The organism is Parabacteroides sp. AF17-3 (assembly GCF_003635445.1).
GTDB classification, from domain to species: Bacteria; Bacteroidota; Bacteroidia; order Bacteroidales; family Tannerellaceae; genus Parabacteroides; species Parabacteroides goldsteinii.
In genome coordinates this window covers 1-15,553 of record NZ_QTMM01000011.1, presented here as the reverse complement: position 1 = coordinate 15,553, position 15,553 = coordinate 1, and the positions used below count along the sequence as shown (strand labels likewise).

Here is a 15,553-nt window from a genome sequence, read left to right as displayed (position 1 = left end):
GTCGATTGGATTTCATATGGTTGAAATTATTTATCTTTGTGGCAAAGAAAGGTAATCAATGACTCAAAAATATCCATCAGTTTTATTGGAAAATGCAGTGAATGAGTTGGCTTCGCTTCCCGGGGTGGGGAGGAAGACGGCTTTGCGACTGGCTTTATATATGCTTCGTCGGGACGAAGGTTATACTGAAAACTTTGCATCCGCTTTACTGACATTGCGGAAAGAAGTGAAGTATTGTCAGGTATGTCATAATATCTGTGATGACGAGATATGTTCCATCTGTGCCGATCCGCAGCGCGATCATTCGACTGTTTGTGTGGTTGAAAATATCAAGGAGGTTATGGCGATCGAAAATACCGGTCAGTTCCGTGGTGTTTATCATGTGCTGGGAGGGATTATTTCGCCGATGGACGGTATTGGCCCGGGCGATTTGCAGATAGACAGTCTGGTGCAGCGGGTAGCCAATGAAGAAGTAAAGGAAATTGTCCTTGCACTTAGTACTACGATGGAAGGGGACACGACCAATTTCTTTATCTATCGCAAGCTATCCCCTTATAATGTGAAGATAACCGTCATTGCCCGTGGTGTTTCCATTGGTGATGAGATTGAGTATGCGGACGAAATAACATTGGGACGTTCTATTGTGAACCGCACCAGTTTTAATGACTCGATAAAAATATAATCTGATTCTTATGTACGAAACCAAGATTTCCGTTATCATCGTAAACTATAATGTAAAGTATTTCCTGGAACAATGTCTTTATTCGGTTCAGGCTGCTGTTGCCGGACTTGATGCTGAAGTTTTTGTTGTGGACAATAATTCGACGGACGGTTCTGTCGATTATCTCCGTCCCCGGTTTCCGGAAGTGACGTTTATAGAAAATAAGGATAATCCGGGATTTGCCAAGGCCAATAATCAGGCGATTCGTCAATGTAACGGAGAGTATGTGTTATTGCTTAATCCGGATACAATGATAGGTGAGGAGAGCCTTCGAACCTTGTGTTTTTTTATGGATGAACATCCGAATGCAGGCGGAATAGGCGTAAAGATGCTGGATGGGCATGGGGTATTCCTGCCTGAAAGTAAACGGAGCTTTCCTTCTCCCTGGGTTTCGTTCTGTAAGATATTCGGTTTGTCGAAGTTGTTTCCGAAATCCCGTGTGTTTTCAAGATATAGCTTGGCGTATCTGGATAAGGAGAAACAACATAAAGTGGATGTGCTGGCCGGTGCATTTATGTTACTACGCCATGAAGCGCTGGATAAGACCGGACTTCTGGATGAAGATTTCTTTATGTATGGCGAGGACATCGACTTGTCGTACCGGATGGTGTTGGGTGGCTATAAAAACTATTATATCCCCGAGCGTATTCTTCATTATAAAGGAGAAAGTACCAAGCATGGCGATATGAAATATGTAAAGGCATTTTACGGTGCCATGTTGATCTTCTTCAAGAAATATTATCCTCATTCCGGCTGGCTGATGGGATTTTTTATCAAGCTGGCTATTGGATTGCGTGCTTCATTGGCTGCTTTATCGCGTTTGTTGGGAGTAAAGCCAAAGTCGAAAAGCAAGCATAAACGCTTACTGATTCTTTGCCTTGAGGAAAATTTTGAAGCGATTAAGGCTGCCTGTGTAAAACAGATGCCGGAACTGGAACATGTAAATCTTTGGGATCTGGATGGGGAACGTGTAATGGATGCTATCTGCCGCCGCAATCAGATGAAGGAGTTTACTGATTATGCTTTTTGTTATCCGGATGCCCGTTTTGAACAGATGCTTCTGTTTATGGATACGCTGGTCGACAAGAAAGTTACTTATCATATTTATTGTAAAAAAAGCGGACAACTAATATCACCGGGGAAATAATATGGCACAACTGGAAAATGAAATGATCCGTCTCCGTGCCCTGGAGCCGGAAGATCTGGAACTTTTGTATCGCTGGGAGAATAATCCGGAGCTTTGGAGCCTTGGAAATACAATGTCTCCATATTCGCGTTATATATTGAAAGAGTATATTCGTGAGTCGCATCGTGATATCTTCGACCTGAAGCAGTTGCGTCTGATGATCGAGCTTCGTTCAACCGGGGCAGCTGTCGGTACTGTCGACCTGTACGATTTCGAACCGCATCATCGGCGTGCCGGTATCGGTATTTTACTGGAACCTGTTTATCAAGGAAACGGGTTGGCTACCGAAGCAATGAATGTACTGATGGATTATGCGTTCTCTTTTCTGAAACTGCATCAGTTATATGTGCATATACCCGTCGATAACGAGGCCAGCAAAGCTCTTTTTACCCGCTGCGGATTTACCGTTACAGGTATCATGACAGATTGGATCATCACAGAAAACGGATATTCTGATGTACTGATGATGCAAAAAGTAAATAAACAAATTGTGTGATAATTTAATTCAGATAAGGATCTTTCGGATATTTAGTCCATGCTTCGTAGTTACTGCCTAACTGTTCGAGTGAGTTTTTCCAGAAACTTTCTCCATCGGCAAGTAATACATTTTCTTTAGCTGCGTGGCTGACTACCCATGAGTTTTTACTGATCTCGTTTCCCAACTGTCCTTCCGTCCATCCTGAATAACCGAGGAAAAATTTTACTTTCCCTTCAATTGAATGGCCATTCTGTATATAACGTTTCAATGCTTCGAAATCACCGTCGAAATACAGGCGGTCTTTGATCTTTACAGAGTCGGGTACGATCAGATCTCCTAATGAATGGATAAAGAACAACCGGTTGGCACTTACCGGGCCACCCAGATAGATTGGTATTTCCGGATACTCTTCCAGTTCCGGAAAAAAAGTATTTACAATCAGATCCGTTTTTTTATTTAATACAAACCCCATCGATCCCTGCGTATTGTGTTCTACCAGTAGAACAACAGAGCGCTGGAAGTAAGCATCTTGCAGGAAAGGTTCTGATATGAGTATACTTCCTTGTGCAGGAAGGAGATTATTATGCGTAATTTTGAATATGTTATTATATGTAGCCATAGTGAAGATTGCTTACTGTTGTTAGACAGGGACAATATATGGCTTTTGGTGTTAAGAAGCAAACGAAAAACCCGGCATTTGGGTTAATAAGTGTAAAATAAATGCCGGGTTTGTGTTAATTATAGGGTATGATTTTCTTTGAATAGCTTTAAACGCTCTTCAAGCAGATCATATTGATGCGGTTTGATAAACGAAGTGCAGGCGCGAAGTCCTTCCTGATTACTTCCTGTCGTGCTTAATGAGATAGCACTTACGCCGTAATAGATCAGTTCTTCCATCAGCTGTCCGCCGGTCATTCCGGGATAGGCGATCGTGAAATAGAAACCGTCGGCAATAGGCTCGTCCAGGTCATGGTCGTAAACGATCGTAAAGCCATAGTCTGTAAAGATCTTCTTTAATCTTTCTGCACGGCGTCCATATTCTTTTACTTCCGAGATAAAATCAAACTGTCCGTCGGATGCCGCTTTGAACATGGCAGCCAATGCAATCTGTGCCGAGTGGCTGGTTCCTGATGACAGGGCGTATAAAACGCGGTGAATATATACTGTACCGAAAGTACCGCCGCCATAACGCTTAGTCAGTCCCGGATAGGCACGATGGTAAAGTTTATTGGAGATAGCCGTCACGCCGATACGCTGTCCGGCATAGCTGAATGCTTTGGAACCGGATATCTGTAAGATGTAATTATCTGTGTAATGGGCAACGCTTGCCTGGTAAGGTGCTTCAAACGGTTTGCCAAGTTCTTTGCGGAAGTCCATAGCGAAATAGGCGAGGTCTTCGATCACGATCGTATCGTATTTGTTTGCCATTTCGCCGATAATCTTCAATTCATCGTCTGTCAGGCAGAACCAGGCCGGGTTGTTGGGGTTGGAGTAGATCATAGCTGCGATATTACCTTTGGAAAGATGTTCTTCCAGGATGGCGCGCAGTTTTTCTCCACGGTATTCGTATACGTCGAATGATTCGTATTTATAGCCCATCACAACGATTTGTTGTTTCTGGACAGGGAATCCCGGGTCGATGAACAGGATGGTGTCTTTTCCTTCCGTGCATTGTCCGCTGGTGAGGAAAGAGGCGAATGTACCCTGCATGGAGCCGGTTACCGGAACACAACATTCCGGAGCTATATCTATATTAATGAATGCCTTGATGAATCTGGAGGCTTCTGCTTTTACTTCCGGCGAACCGTTGATGTTCGGGTAAATGGAAGCGATGCCGTTCTGTAATGCTTTGACTTCTGCGTCTACACCCACTTGTGCCGCTTTTAATCCGGGAACACCCATTTCCATGTGTATGAACTCGGTATTTGTTTCCTGTTCCAATTGTGTGGATATGGCAACAACTTCACGAATCGTTGCTTTCCCGAAATCCGGTAATCCGTAGCCATCTATTATTCGTCTGGCAGTCTGATAATCTACTGGAGTATTCTTCATGTCTGTTATATTTATATGGAGGACAAAAGTAAAAAAATAATCAATCCAATGTGAAATATTTGTGTGAAACTGTTGTATAATTAAAAATATTATCTACCTTTGCACCGCAATCGAGAGAGATGCAATACAAATACATTGGTTCGGTAGTTCAGTTGGTTAGAATACATGCCTGTCACGCATGGGGTCGCGGGTTCGAGTCCCGTCCGGACCGCTTAAAAACCTGTTAGTTTATTGACTAACAGGTTTTTATTTTTTTACAGTGTTGCACTTGTATTGCAAATCCGCATTTGCCCCATTCCTTTCCCACCATTGTGAAATACAGAAAAATATCCCCAACCTGAAGAAATTTCACTAAATTTGCTCCCGAAGTTAATTTATACAGGTACTTTATCGGGGGCTTACCCTTAGTGGGTGATGTGATTAATTTTCTTGCCATTTCATTTATATCGTTCCTAATATTTTATGCTCTGATAACCAGTGGCTAAGCATATTATATTTCATATATGTGCCCTTTCTGTGGGGTTCCTAAAGATTTGTTTACTATAACAGGTTTGATCCAAATCAGTTTTTCATAAATCAGCTTTTCACCAAATCGTTGATTTCTCCAATGCCCTCTACGCCAATGTGAAGACAAAATCAAACTCGAATTATCGCTTACTTGAGAACGCTTCTTGAAAGAGTTTCCTACATAGTGTATTTTAGAAAATCCTGTTTCTGCAATTTTTTTTTCAATCTTTTCTGTTTCTTTTTTGCTTTTTGAAAATACCAGCTTTTTATTAAAATTATGAGGTAAGTCATCTACATAATGGGCTTGAATGTCTTTATCCTGTTTATACATAGACAAATAAAGTAAGCAGTTCACAATAATCTTGTATGTGCCGTTAACCAATTCCTGATAATAGGTGTATAAATCTAAGTGTTCGTCTGTAATTTCTTCTTTATTTTCAGGAAACAAAGAATATTCCTCCACACTTTGCCAATCCTTTACAGCATCAGATATAGTAATTATATTTTCCTTTTCACTAAAATAAAAAGCGAAATTCCAGAAGCTTTGTCCTCCGCTCCCCGATTCATTCCAAACTTTATCGTGGTATTTTATGATAAAATCCTCAAAGTCACCAACAAAATGAAAGCTTATTGCATAATCATTCCAGAACTCGTTCCCGTTATTATCCACCATTTTTTCCATTGCCATTCTATCTACCAGGATATATACCCCTTCAATTATTTTATCCGAATCTTTTGTTATGGTTAATCCTAACGGCCGTAAAGACAGATAAAAGTTATCATATGGAAGACTAAATGATTTATAACTTACATCATCGACATCTGTAAAACTTAACATTTCCAATAACTCTTTAGAGAATGCGAAAATGTTACGTCCATTCCTATACCACCTTTCCCAGTTTATATATAAATCAGAAATTATATAATCATTTATGCTATGGTCCAATAAAGATAAATGGTCGCGATTCCTTCTATATCCGTAATTGCCTTCATCTTTATAGAAATATTCATTTTTGCCTTCCATCTCATCAAAGAAAGCATCCCTGTTTCGTAGTTTATCTTTAAAATGATATTGTTTTTCAATTCTGTAAGGAAAAAAGTATTTTAATTCAGTCTCTTTCATTTCAATTGATTTATAACATTGTCAATTTCCTCTTTGATATTTTCCCCCTGATAAACAATAGAATGTTCCGTATTGCAGTATTTGCCTCCCCTCTGAGCACTAAACCAATTAAAAGAGCCGATGCACATCGTATCATTATCTTTTACAACTATTTTGCTGTGGATATTATTTTTGACAATTACTTCAACACCCAAATCCTTTAATTTTTTCAAGGTTAATTCAAACTCCTCTTCCTTTTTCTTATCAGGTTTATTTTGAGTACAAGTATTGAATTTTTCATCCGTATATATGGTAATTTTTGCATTCTTACCGGACAGTAATTTATCATATCCGTTTTTCTCAATCGTAGAATAAATAATCCATGGAGAAATGATAACTATCCTGTTGGTAGCTTCATTGAAGATATTTTTCAGAAACGCATCATGCTCTTCGTAGTTCATTAGAATTTTTGGAGGATTCTCTTTAGATACTAAGTCCTCTCTTAGAAATATCTTTGAGTATTGATGCTCATAGGAAAGTTCATTTTTTTCATTTTCAAACAGATATTTAGATAATAAGCCTGTCGGGGATATGGATTGCCTGTTAAATAATGACATATCTCCAAATACTAAAAAACTATCTTTTGCACGTGATACGGCAACATTCAGCATACTTTTGTCATTATCAATGAAACTCCCTTTGTTGTGTCTTGAATAGGTTGGAGAAAATAACACTACTTTTCTTTCCGCACCTTGCAGCGAATGAACTGTGCCTACAGTTATTTGAGAAAGTTCATCTTTTAAACTCTTGTCTTTGGGCTCCTTTAAATATCCCGCTATTTTTATAGATTGTTGTCTGAATGGAGTTACTACTGCCACAATATCCTTAATCTCTTCGCCATTGTATGCTTTTCTCAACTTTTTATAATTAGTAATAATCCATCCGGCTATAACTTTAGCTTCCAATTCATTTTGTTTGCTACCTAAGATATTCTGACATTTACCCTCAATGTTTAAATATCCCATAGAAGGTAGTAAAGAATCCTCTAAAGCTTCCCCACGCATCGGTTTTAGAACTCCTTTGTAGCACAATTCATTACAATATGCTATGATATTGTTGTAGCATCTCCTATGCTCATATAAATATAATCCTCTCTCTAATTTCTTTTCAGGATAATATTTCGCTCTGTTTTGCGCAATTTTCATTACACTGCCCCCATCTGAGGCAATTCCTTTATCCTGTAATTCTTTATAGTTTTCGTCTATCTTCTCAATTCCTTGATTTTTTGAAATCAAATTTGCCTTGTGAAGATTTCCGATATCGATACTTTTGGTAAGTTTGCTTATCGGAGGTATTTGTTTGGTATCTCCAATCACCAATGCTTTTTTAGCTAAAGAAAATCCTGCTCCTGCCACTTCGGGAGACACTTGTCCTGCTTCATCTACTATCAACAAATCGATAAAGTCATACAAATAATCTGACTTGTTCAAATTGTCATGGATTTTTCTCGAAAAAGAAAAGTAATTGGGCAGCATATAAGAAGTCATTACAGCACATGGAGTAATTTTCATTCTCCTGCGCCAGTTATTTTCGCATATATTTTTATACTTCCAGTGAGTATTACTTAAATGTCCCTTCTCAATCAGTTTTTCCATTTCGATTAACCATTGTCCTTCCCAATAATGGGTAGCTATCAGAAACATTTCAAACCTTATTTTAGTGTCTGCTTTTTTGTCAATTTCTATAAACGCTGAATTGGGGTCTATACCATTTTCCAATTTATCAAGTGTAGCAGTACAATTATTCAATGCCATTATGAATGCATCGTATTTTTGGATATCAGAAAGAAGAACTTCTTTTTTATATTTTATACTCGAGATAAATCTTTCAGCATCCATATCATTTATATCAATATATAGAGAGAAATTATTCTCTTTAGCAAAAACTTTAGCTTTAAGGTTACGCTTCTTTCTGATAAACGGCAGAAATGAAAGTGCTGTTAGTAACATACTTTCTGATGCTAAATACCTTTCCCATTTATCTTCGATTATTTCTACGTCTTTTTTATGTTCAGTGAGCGTTCTACCAAGTTCTATTATGGCCTCTCTATTTTTATAGTCAATCTTTAAAGTTTCGCTGATTAGATTTCCTAACTCGTGATAATTACGGTAAGTTTTTTCAATATCTGCAAGTAACGATTTTTTATCAATCAGCAATTGATGCAATTCCCGAACCGACTCTTCAACAGTAATATCCTTATTTATAAAAGTTTTCCCGGATCTACTAAGAAACGATTCTTTTGCTTTGATGTAAAAATCTTCCGTTTCCATGTCTTTAACAGCGTCCTCTGTAATGTAACCCTTTTCCCGAGCTTCAGCCGACCGCATACTTGACACAAAATAACTTCCAAAGCTCTTTACATCATCAATCCACCTGCCTGCAAAATCTCCTATTCCTTTAGAAAAATCTTTGGCAAAAGCATCTATTATATTTGTAACAGCTTGATTGTTTGTAGAATTAGCTATGATTACCGGAGGTTCTACCTCTTTTACTGCATTTTCTACCCATAAACAGGCAACCACTGAAAGCAACATTGTTGTTTTTCCTGTTCCGGGAGGACCGTTGACCGGTAATATTTCCCCCTGTTTTCCGCTTAATAAAGCAGAAACAGCAGTTCTCTGAGCATCGGCTAACGGATATACGTTGTTATTATGCCCTAATCTTTTGGAGAAAAAAAGATTTGAATCAGCAACAGGTATTTCTTTTTCTTCTTCAATTGTTGCGTAATTTTGGAAAAGACTTAAATCAGGATTTTTATCACGCGTATAGATATCTTCGTATACAGCCGTGATTTTAGAAGAAATATTTAACTCACCATTGGTAAAATAGGCGGAATTGGTCTTTTCATAGCCGCTGAAAATATCTCCGGATACAATAACTTTATCTAAGAGTTTATCTATATATTCAAAATAATCATTCCATTTTGTGATATATGATTCAATGTGTTTATAAAAAATTCCGTCATCTGTTAATTTGTCCTCGATTGTTTTACTCCAATCTTCATTATATTTACCTTGAGCACAGAGGAATTTCTTTTTAACCGTTTTATTTCTGTTTAAAGACTTGATTAATTTCTTACAATCTTCTTGTGCACGCTCATTGTCTATAATCGATTCTTTCAGCAAGTATTCAATTAACCCTTTCTGATATTGAGATTCGATATTTTCTGAATAATATTTTTCCCATTCAGAAGTTTCCGAGAATTCAAACTTAGGAATGTCATTTTGGGTTACAAACAAATCATAGTCATCCATATTACCAATGAAAAAATCTTCTTTGTCCAAAGGGAGTAATAAGTCTCTTGGAATTATTGGTTTTTCAATAGGGTAGATAAAACCGTTTTCAGAAACTTGTACTTTAAATATTATAGGAAAAAGTATTTCGGGGCGATAATCTTTCTCATGTTTATTGTGGCTGGTGATTTTCTTATGGGAGAATGGAATATAAAAAGTTTCAACAGTGCTATCTTCACCGGAGAATAAATTGCAAAGTACATTTTTATTATTTACTCTGAAGAAATTATTTTTATCATTTAGCAAAAAAGATTTTGCTAAATTCGAAAACTTATATTTTCCTTGTGAAAACTGTTTATCTACAAGAGAATCTCTCCAATATTTAGTAACTCGTTTGTAGTGTTCCATAATACTATAAATAGTGTTCATTCTACAACCAATTCATAATTCGTGCTTCTTCCTCCCTGCGCCTCTTTCTGCAAAATATCCTTGTTTATGAGGTCTTGTATATCCCGTATGGCTGTATCTTGTGAGCATTTAGCTATCTTTGCCCATTTGGAAGATGTCAGTTTTCCATCAAACCCATCTAATAATTTGTTAAGCATCAACCGCTGGCGATCATTCAGTGGAGTTTGGCTGTGTTTTTCCCAGAAACGAGCTTTTTTCAGAACGGAGTCTAACGCATCAGTACTATTGAGCAAGGTATTTTCAAGGCAAGCTAAAAACCAAACCAACCATTCTGTTATATCGCTTGTTCCATGTTGAGACTTTTCCAAAACTTCATAGTATCTCTTTCGCTCAACAAGTATCTGGTTTGACATGCTGTAGAAACGCTGTGAACTTCCATCGCTTCGAGCAAGTTGAAGGTCTGTTATAGCACGCGCAATACGACCATTCCCATCATCGAATGGGTGAATAGTAACAAACCAGAAGTGTGCGATTGCAGCTTTCAGTACAGGGTCTATATCTGATGATGTATCATTAAATCATTTCAAGAATAAATTCATTTCGGCTTCCACCTGATCCGGTTTAGGAGCTTCATAATGAACTTTCTCTTTGCCCATTGCTCCGGAAACGACTTGCATATCACCACTCCGATACTTGCCGACCTCTATTTTATACATACCACTAAAACCGGTTGGGAAAAGTGCGGCATGCCAACCCAATAGCCTTTCTGTGGTTATCGGCTTAGCATAATTTTGCGTGGCATCAAGCATCATTTCTACAACACCATCCACATTTCTGGGCGAATCGACAAGACCGGATACCTCTAAGCCTAATTTACGAGCAATAGACGAACGCACCTGGTCTTTATTCAGGATTTCTCCTTCTATTTCAGTTGATTTCAGAACATCCAAAGTCAACGTGGAAAGCACGGCTTCTTCTTTTAATTTAAACCCTAAACTTCCCATTTGTCCCAATAAACGACCTTGCAAATGTCTTACATTAGCTAACAATGTAAGCAGTTTGCCATTGTTCCATGTAAAATTCGGCCAATCCTTAGTCTGATATATATACATAAAGTACAGTTTTATTCTACGCAATTATTGCGACAAATATACTCCTTTTTCTCCGCATTACAAATTTTCTTCGCATACTTTGCAAAGAAAACCAATAAAAGAGTTGGCATTATCAATATTTTATATACCTCTGCATTAGATATCATAGTGATATCCAAACTTTTTGAAATTATTGTAAAGTACTTAAAATTAGTAAAGTTTGCACGTTGGATTAGGCGTTGGACTTGATTTTATGCTATCGTAAAGTATTGGTTAACAGTAGATTGTTGTTTTCGTTCGACACTCGTCCAGACCGCTCATCTTATATAAGCATAGATAAATCCTGCAAAACATTCGTTTTGTGGGATTTTTTTATGTGGTTATGCCCATCTTTAGGTGTTTCATATCAAGTTATATTTTATACACCCACATTCAGTAATTAAGGTTATAATATCTGTAATTTGTCTACAAGACAATGCGATATAAGCCTTTACCTTTGCCTTATGAACATAAATAATAAACCAGATGAAGGAAATATTGAAAAACAAGTGTATGGCAATGGCTGTATGTCTTTGCTTCACGGCAAATCTATTTGCAGCAGACAATCATTTAAATAACGATAGTATGGAAAAGAATTTGAATTTAACAGAAGAGTGGGATAAGGTGTTCCCGCAGAGTGATAAAGTGAATCACACGAAAGTGACTTTCCACAACCGGTACGGCATTACTCTTGCTGCCGATCTGTATATTCCGAAAAATGCCGGAGGTAAGTTACCGGCCATCGCTGTGAGCGGCCCGTTTGGGGCGGTGAAAGAACAGTCATCCGGTTTATATGCGCAGACTTTGGCGGAACGTGGTTTCCTTACCATCGTTTTTGATCCGTCTTATACCGGCGAGAGTAGTGGTGAACCCCGTTACGTCGCTTCCCCGGATATCAATACGGAGGATTTTAGTGCGGCGGTTGACTATCTTTCCACACGCGACGATGTGGATGCGGAACGTATCGGTATTCTCGGTATTTGCGGATGGGGCGGCATGGCACTCAATGCTGCGGCTATCGATACACGTATCAAAGCGACCGTCACTTCAACGATGTACGACATGAGTCGTGTAAATGCCAATGGCTATTTCGATGCAATGGATGCCGATGCACGTTATGAACTTCGCAAACAGCTTAATGCACAACGCACGGAAGATTACAGAAACGGTACGTATACTCTTGCCGGAGGAGTCGTGGACCCGTTACCTTCCGACGCTCCCCAATTTCTGAAGGATTATCACAGTTATTATAAAACTCAGCGTGGTTACCATAAGCGTTCGCTTAACTCGAATGGCGGCTGGAACAAGACTTCATCACTCTCATTCATCAATATGCCGATACTATCATACAGCGATGAAATCCGTAGTGCGGTATTGATGATTCACGGAGAGAAGGCACATTCACGTTATTTCAGCGAGGATGCGTTCAAGAAGTTGAAAGGTGATAACAAGGAACTATTGATTATCCCCGATGCAAATCATACGGATTTGTACGACCGAATGAATATCATTCCGTTCGACAAACTTGAACAGTTCTTTCGTGAATATCTCAAATAATAAAATAACTCTTACAAAATAGAAGTAAATGACACTCGATAATTTTTTGGAACATGTAAAAGAGGGCAGGCCACTCGATACACCTGAAATCAGTCGTTTCATGGATGAAATGAGCGATGAAGCGCGGCGTATCACTTTTGAACTGAACGGTTCTTATCATACTCAGGACGAGCTTCGGGTATTGTTTGCCAAACTGTTCGGCAAGCCGGTAGAACCCTCTTTCCGTGTTTTTCCTCCGTTTTACACGGACTTCGGCAAGAATATGACCATAGGTAAGAATGTTTTTATCAACGCCTGTTGCCATTTTCAGGATCATGGAGGCATAACATTAGGAGATGGATGCCTGATCGGACATAATGTAGTATTCGCCACGCTCAATCACGATTTCAATCCGGAAAAACGAGCTTCGATGCATCCTGCCCCTATTGTATTGGGACGGAATGTATGGGTAGGCGCCAATTCGACTATTCTTCAAGGAGTGACGGTCGGTGATAACGCCATCATAGCTGCCGGTGCGGTGGTTACGAAAGATGTGGCGGCAAATACGGTTGTGGGCGGCGTTCCTGCCAAATATATCCGTAATATAGAGTAAGGATAGAACGATTTCCACGGTAGTTTACTGTGGAAATCATCTTTACCGCATTTTGCAGATCTTCCTGTAGTCTCCGTCGTTTTTTTTCTTAAAACCATTACTTAGTAATGCCTTTATTGAAATAATATTTTCTTCCGCCGGGTCTGCGGCTATTTCTTTTCCGCCGATTTCAATAATTCTATCTTCCAGTATCTGAATGATTCTTTTTCCGATACCCCGATTTAAAAACTCTTCTTCACCAATCAGATATCCGATTTCATAAGTGTGATTTTGTTCTTCCACATCTCCATACATCTCCTGGAAATCGTGTCCTTCTTTTTCCAGATACTTTAGAAAAAAGCAATCAGCATAAAGACAATATCCTATTTTCCGGTCGTTATAGTAAACAATAAAGTGTTTTAAAAAACTGTATTGCCCATTCCTCTCATTTATTTCGTTTAGCCAATCCTCTTTTTCTCCAAACCATTTTTTTATATATTCTTTATCTAGCCATTTATCAAATAATGGAATATCTTCTTCCTGGATAGATTTTATTACAATTTCGTTGTTATTTATTATCATTGACTTATTGCTTTTGAAGCGATTTACTCTGTAAGCTCCTGTTTTTATATTTGTTATCTCTTCAAAGTTAGTAAATATCAGGAAGGTACAAAACTCATACCCATACAAAAGAGAATCCATAGACAGATTTACGCCTGGTAGGTAGTTCGCCTATTTTGATATAAAAAGAGGCAACTGTGCCATAGGCTTGGCACAGTTGTGCGCTATGTACTGCACTTTATCCTAGTATTTTCAGAATTTGTTCCGGTGTTGCTTGCGGCAATAATTGTGTGAGGTAATCTATCAAGCGTTGTTTTGACTCTTCCGGTGACCGGTTGCCGGCAGCCTGTACTTTTTCTTTGCCGAACAGTACTTCCGGCGTTGTATATCTGGCGATACCCCATCCGTAAGGCTCTCCCTTCTTGTCATATCGGTATTCGAAATCAGCCACAACGAGCCATGTTCCCATTTGCAAGCGGGTTATGACTGTTTCAAATCCATCTCCTTTAGGTTTTGTCTTTTTAAGTAAAGCCTGTGTTTCGCTTGTCTCCCATGAGTCGAACGGATTGACACTTCTTTTGACCGGCTGCTTCTTGTAACCGCACAACGCTTTTATCTCTTTGGATAGGAGGGACTCATGCTCTGTGACTGTCTTATAAATAACGTTACCCATACTTTGTAAAGGTTCTGCTTTCAGATTGTACATAGCACGTCGGTAGTTTACAAGTTCCGGAAACCATTCCATGCTGACAAACCCTGCTTTCTTCTGAAAGAGTTTCCCATAAACACAATTGAAATTTCGGATAACAGGCCCTTTCCATTCCCACGGACCCTCTTCTTCATCGGAAAACCATAATTCCTGCGGGGTAAATTCTTCAATGGAAAAATCCTCAATGCCATTCGCAAAGAAGGGTAAAAATCCCATCTTTGCAACGAGCTTCTCCAAATCTTTGCAGCGATAAATCTTTGTCATGCGGCAAATATATGAAATTACGCTTAAACCATATGTTATTATATGATTAAAGATAAATTATTTCAGACTCCAGGGGAATGCAATCTTATCCAGAAGCTCTTTACGGGTAGGAGGGAGTTCACCTTTTTTTAAGGCTCTGCGTTGTACGAAACACCAACTGCCGAGTTTGTTCTCACGGGCGGTTGGCCAGCGGTTGTTTTCAGAGAAGAATTGTTGTAGTTTTTCATAGTTTTCCATCCAGATATCATCGATAGTCCAGATAAAACCTTCGGCTTCCATCCGGGCGATGCATTCAGCTGAAAGTAAACCTTGTTTCCGGTTCTTGCGCTGGGTGTTACACCAGCTGCCGGCTTTACCTTCATTGCTTTTGGGCCAGCGTTTATGTTTTTTGTAGTAGGCAAGTACTTGCTGCCAGTTCTCCGTCCAAAGCGAATCCAGATCCTGTTCCCACCAGAACCCGATCGAATCGAGCAACCGGATTCTTTCATTGGAAAGGATACCTTTCTTTCGTGCCTGCCGTTGGGTGTTGCACCAGGTATTCAGTTTGTTTTCACCGCGTTTGGGACAACGGTGTTCTATAGCCATAAATGCTTTCAGTTCTTCAAAGCAGTTCATCCAACGACTATCCTGTACTTCCCATTCGAAACCAATCCGGTCCAGCTGTGAGATATAATCTTCCGACAACGTCCCTTTCTTCCGGGCAATCCGTTGGGTGTTGCACCAGTTTCCCAACTTTCCTTCGGCTGCCTGCGGCCAGCGCCCTTCACGTTCCTTATATTCGATCAAACGTTCATACATCACCGGCCATGCATCCAGTTCCGCCAGCATATCATCCACACGGGCACGGATATCAGACAAAAATCCAGTTACCTCAAACTCCATAAAGCCTTTAAAGCTCTTCGGAGCACGGATCGCCGGATGATAAACCAATTCCCTCGACATAGCCTCATAAACAGAACGGCCCGAAAGGTTATTGACAAAGTCAAGCACTACCGGATGACGGTCCGAACCTGC

Annotated in this window: 14 protein-coding genes, 1 tRNA gene and 1 pseudogene; 6 read left to right on the top strand and 10 right to left on the bottom strand. The window is 39.3% G+C overall.

Annotation, left to right across the window (positions count from 1 at the left end; genetic code table 11):
• Nucleotides 1-58: 58 nt before the first annotated feature.
• The 3 genes from recR to DWW91_RS15095 are packed head-to-tail and all read left to right on the top strand — an operon-like array spanning nucleotide 59 to nucleotide 2,403.
• Nucleotides 59-682 carry a recombination mediator RecR gene (gene recR, locus DWW91_RS15105; RefSeq protein ID WP_122328206.1) on the top strand — a complete coding sequence of 208 codons (624 nt, stop codon included), beginning with the start codon at nucleotides 59-61 and terminating at the stop codon, nucleotides 680-682.
• 10 nt (nucleotides 683-692) lie between these two features.
• Nucleotides 693-1,868: a glycosyltransferase family 2 protein gene (locus DWW91_RS15100; protein WP_122328205.1), complete on the top strand. Its 1,176-nt coding sequence runs from the start codon at nucleotides 693-695 to the stop codon at nucleotides 1,866-1,868.
• 1 nt (nucleotide 1,869) lies between these two features.
• Nucleotides 1,870-2,403, top strand: coding sequence for a GNAT family N-acetyltransferase (locus DWW91_RS15095; protein WP_122328204.1), 534 nt, complete (start codon nucleotides 1,870-1,872; stop codon nucleotides 2,401-2,403).
• Between the two features lie 4 nt (nucleotides 2,404-2,407).
• On the opposite strand, the gene DWW91_RS15090 is transcribed toward DWW91_RS15095, so the two are convergent.
• Both DWW91_RS15090 and DWW91_RS15085 read right to left on the bottom strand, forming a co-directional pair.
• Nucleotides 2,408-3,004, bottom strand: a complete 597-nt coding sequence (locus tag DWW91_RS15090; RefSeq protein WP_122328203.1) for a YqgE/AlgH family protein — start codon at nucleotides 3,002-3,004, stop codon at nucleotides 2,408-2,410.
• Between the two features lie 119 nt (nucleotides 3,005-3,123).
• Nucleotides 3,124-4,437, bottom strand: a complete 1,314-nt coding sequence (locus DWW91_RS15085) for a pyridoxal phosphate-dependent aminotransferase (RefSeq protein WP_122328202.1) — start codon at nucleotides 4,435-4,437, stop codon at nucleotides 3,124-3,126.
• Between the two features lie 137 nt (nucleotides 4,438-4,574).
• On the opposite strand from DWW91_RS15085, the gene DWW91_RS15080 reads away from it, so the two are divergent.
• Nucleotides 4,575-4,648, top strand: a tRNA-Asp gene (locus DWW91_RS15080).
• A 279-nt stretch (nucleotides 4,649-4,927) separates the two neighbouring features.
• Here the strand turns inward: DWW91_RS15080 and DWW91_RS15070 are convergent.
• The 5 genes and pseudogenes from DWW91_RS15070 to DWW91_RS28080 form a co-directional block, all read right to left on the bottom strand.
• Nucleotides 4,928-6,067 (bottom strand): hypothetical protein, encoded by a 1,140-nt coding sequence (locus DWW91_RS15070; RefSeq protein ID WP_122328200.1) that lies wholly within the window; start codon nucleotides 6,065-6,067, stop codon nucleotides 4,928-4,930.
• On the bottom strand, nucleotides 6,064-9,747 hold the full coding sequence (locus DWW91_RS15065; protein ID WP_158599451.1) for an AAA domain-containing protein: 3,684 nt from the start codon (nucleotides 9,745-9,747) through the stop codon (nucleotides 6,064-6,066). The genes DWW91_RS15070 and DWW91_RS15065 overlap by 4 nt, the downstream gene beginning before the upstream one ends.
• Nucleotides 9,748-9,764: 17 nt before the next feature.
• On the bottom strand, nucleotides 9,765-10,115 hold the full coding sequence (locus tag DWW91_RS28090) for a Fic family protein (protein ID WP_233584498.1): 351 nt from the start codon (nucleotides 10,113-10,115) through the stop codon (nucleotides 9,765-9,767).
• Between the two features lie 93 nt (nucleotides 10,116-10,208).
• Nucleotides 10,209-10,304, bottom strand: a pseudogene (locus DWW91_RS28325) (Fic family protein); the annotation flags it as partial.
• A 21-nt stretch (nucleotides 10,305-10,325) separates the two neighbouring features.
• Entirely contained in the window at nucleotides 10,326-10,859 is a 534-nt protein-coding gene (locus DWW91_RS28080) for a Fic family protein (RefSeq protein ID WP_233584497.1), read from the bottom strand.
• A gap of 504 nt (nucleotides 10,860-11,363) precedes the next feature.
• On the opposite strand from DWW91_RS28080, the gene DWW91_RS15055 reads away from it, so the two are divergent.
• Both DWW91_RS15055 and DWW91_RS15050 read left to right on the top strand, forming a co-directional pair.
• Complete coding sequence (locus DWW91_RS15055) at nucleotides 11,364-12,434, top strand: alpha/beta hydrolase (RefSeq protein WP_122328198.1); 1,071 nt, start codon at nucleotides 11,364-11,366, stop codon at nucleotides 12,432-12,434.
• A gap of 28 nt (nucleotides 12,435-12,462) precedes the next feature.
• On the top strand, nucleotides 12,463-13,026 hold the full coding sequence (locus tag DWW91_RS15050) for a DapH/DapD/GlmU-related protein (RefSeq protein ID WP_028728333.1): 564 nt from the start codon (nucleotides 12,463-12,465) through the stop codon (nucleotides 13,024-13,026).
• A 42-nt stretch (nucleotides 13,027-13,068) separates the two neighbouring features.
• On the opposite strand, the gene DWW91_RS15045 is transcribed toward DWW91_RS15050, so the two are convergent.
• The 3 genes from DWW91_RS15045 to DWW91_RS15035 form a co-directional block, all read right to left on the bottom strand.
• On the bottom strand, nucleotides 13,069-13,587 hold the full coding sequence (locus DWW91_RS15045; RefSeq protein WP_122328327.1) for a GNAT family N-acetyltransferase: 519 nt from the start codon (nucleotides 13,585-13,587) through the stop codon (nucleotides 13,069-13,071).
• Nucleotides 13,588-13,804: 217 nt separating this feature from the next.
• Nucleotides 13,805-14,539 (bottom strand): hypothetical protein, encoded by a 735-nt coding sequence (locus DWW91_RS15040; RefSeq protein WP_122328197.1) that lies wholly within the window; start codon nucleotides 14,537-14,539, stop codon nucleotides 13,805-13,807.
• A gap of 57 nt (nucleotides 14,540-14,596) precedes the next feature.
• A partial coding sequence (locus DWW91_RS15035) for a helicase associated domain-containing protein (RefSeq protein WP_199722591.1) occupies nucleotides 14,597-15,553 on the bottom strand: 957 nt, incomplete at its 5' end.

Bases quoted from the DNA above. Each gene is read 5' to 3' on its own strand.
- recR (WP_122328206.1), top strand. From the start codon at position 59: ATGACTCAAAAATATCCATCAGTTTTATTGGAAAATGCAGTGAATGAG.
- DWW91_RS15100 (WP_122328205.1), top strand. From the start codon at position 693: ATGTACGAAACCAAGATTTCCGTTATCATCGTAAACTATAATGTAAAG.
- DWW91_RS15095 (WP_122328204.1), top strand. From the start codon at position 1,870: ATGGCACAACTGGAAAATGAAATGATCCGTCTCCGTGCCCTGGAGCCG.
- DWW91_RS15090 (WP_122328203.1), bottom strand. From the start codon at position 3,004: ATGGCTACATATAATAACATATTCAAAATTACGCATAATAATCTCCTT.
- DWW91_RS15085 (WP_122328202.1), bottom strand. From the start codon at position 4,437: ATGAAGAATACTCCAGTAGATTATCAGACTGCCAGACGAATAATAGAT.
- DWW91_RS15070 (WP_122328200.1), bottom strand. From the start codon at position 6,067: ATGAAAGAGACTGAATTAAAATACTTTTTTCCTTACAGAATTGAAAAA.
- DWW91_RS15065 (WP_158599451.1), bottom strand. From the start codon at position 9,747: ATGGAACACTACAAACGAGTTACTAAATATTGGAGAGATTCTCTTGTA.
- DWW91_RS28080 (WP_233584497.1), bottom strand. From the start codon at position 10,859: ATGTATATATATCAGACTAAGGATTGGCCGAATTTTACATGGAACAAT.
- DWW91_RS15055 (WP_122328198.1), top strand. From the start codon at position 11,364: ATGAAGGAAATATTGAAAAACAAGTGTATGGCAATGGCTGTATGTCTT.
- DWW91_RS15050 (WP_028728333.1), top strand. From the start codon at position 12,463: ATGACACTCGATAATTTTTTGGAACATGTAAAAGAGGGCAGGCCACTC.
- DWW91_RS15045 (WP_122328327.1), bottom strand. From the start codon at position 13,587: ATGATAATAAATAACAACGAAATTGTAATAAAATCTATCCAGGAAGAA.
- DWW91_RS15040 (WP_122328197.1), bottom strand. From the start codon at position 14,539: ATGACAAAGATTTATCGCTGCAAAGATTTGGAGAAGCTCGTTGCAAAG.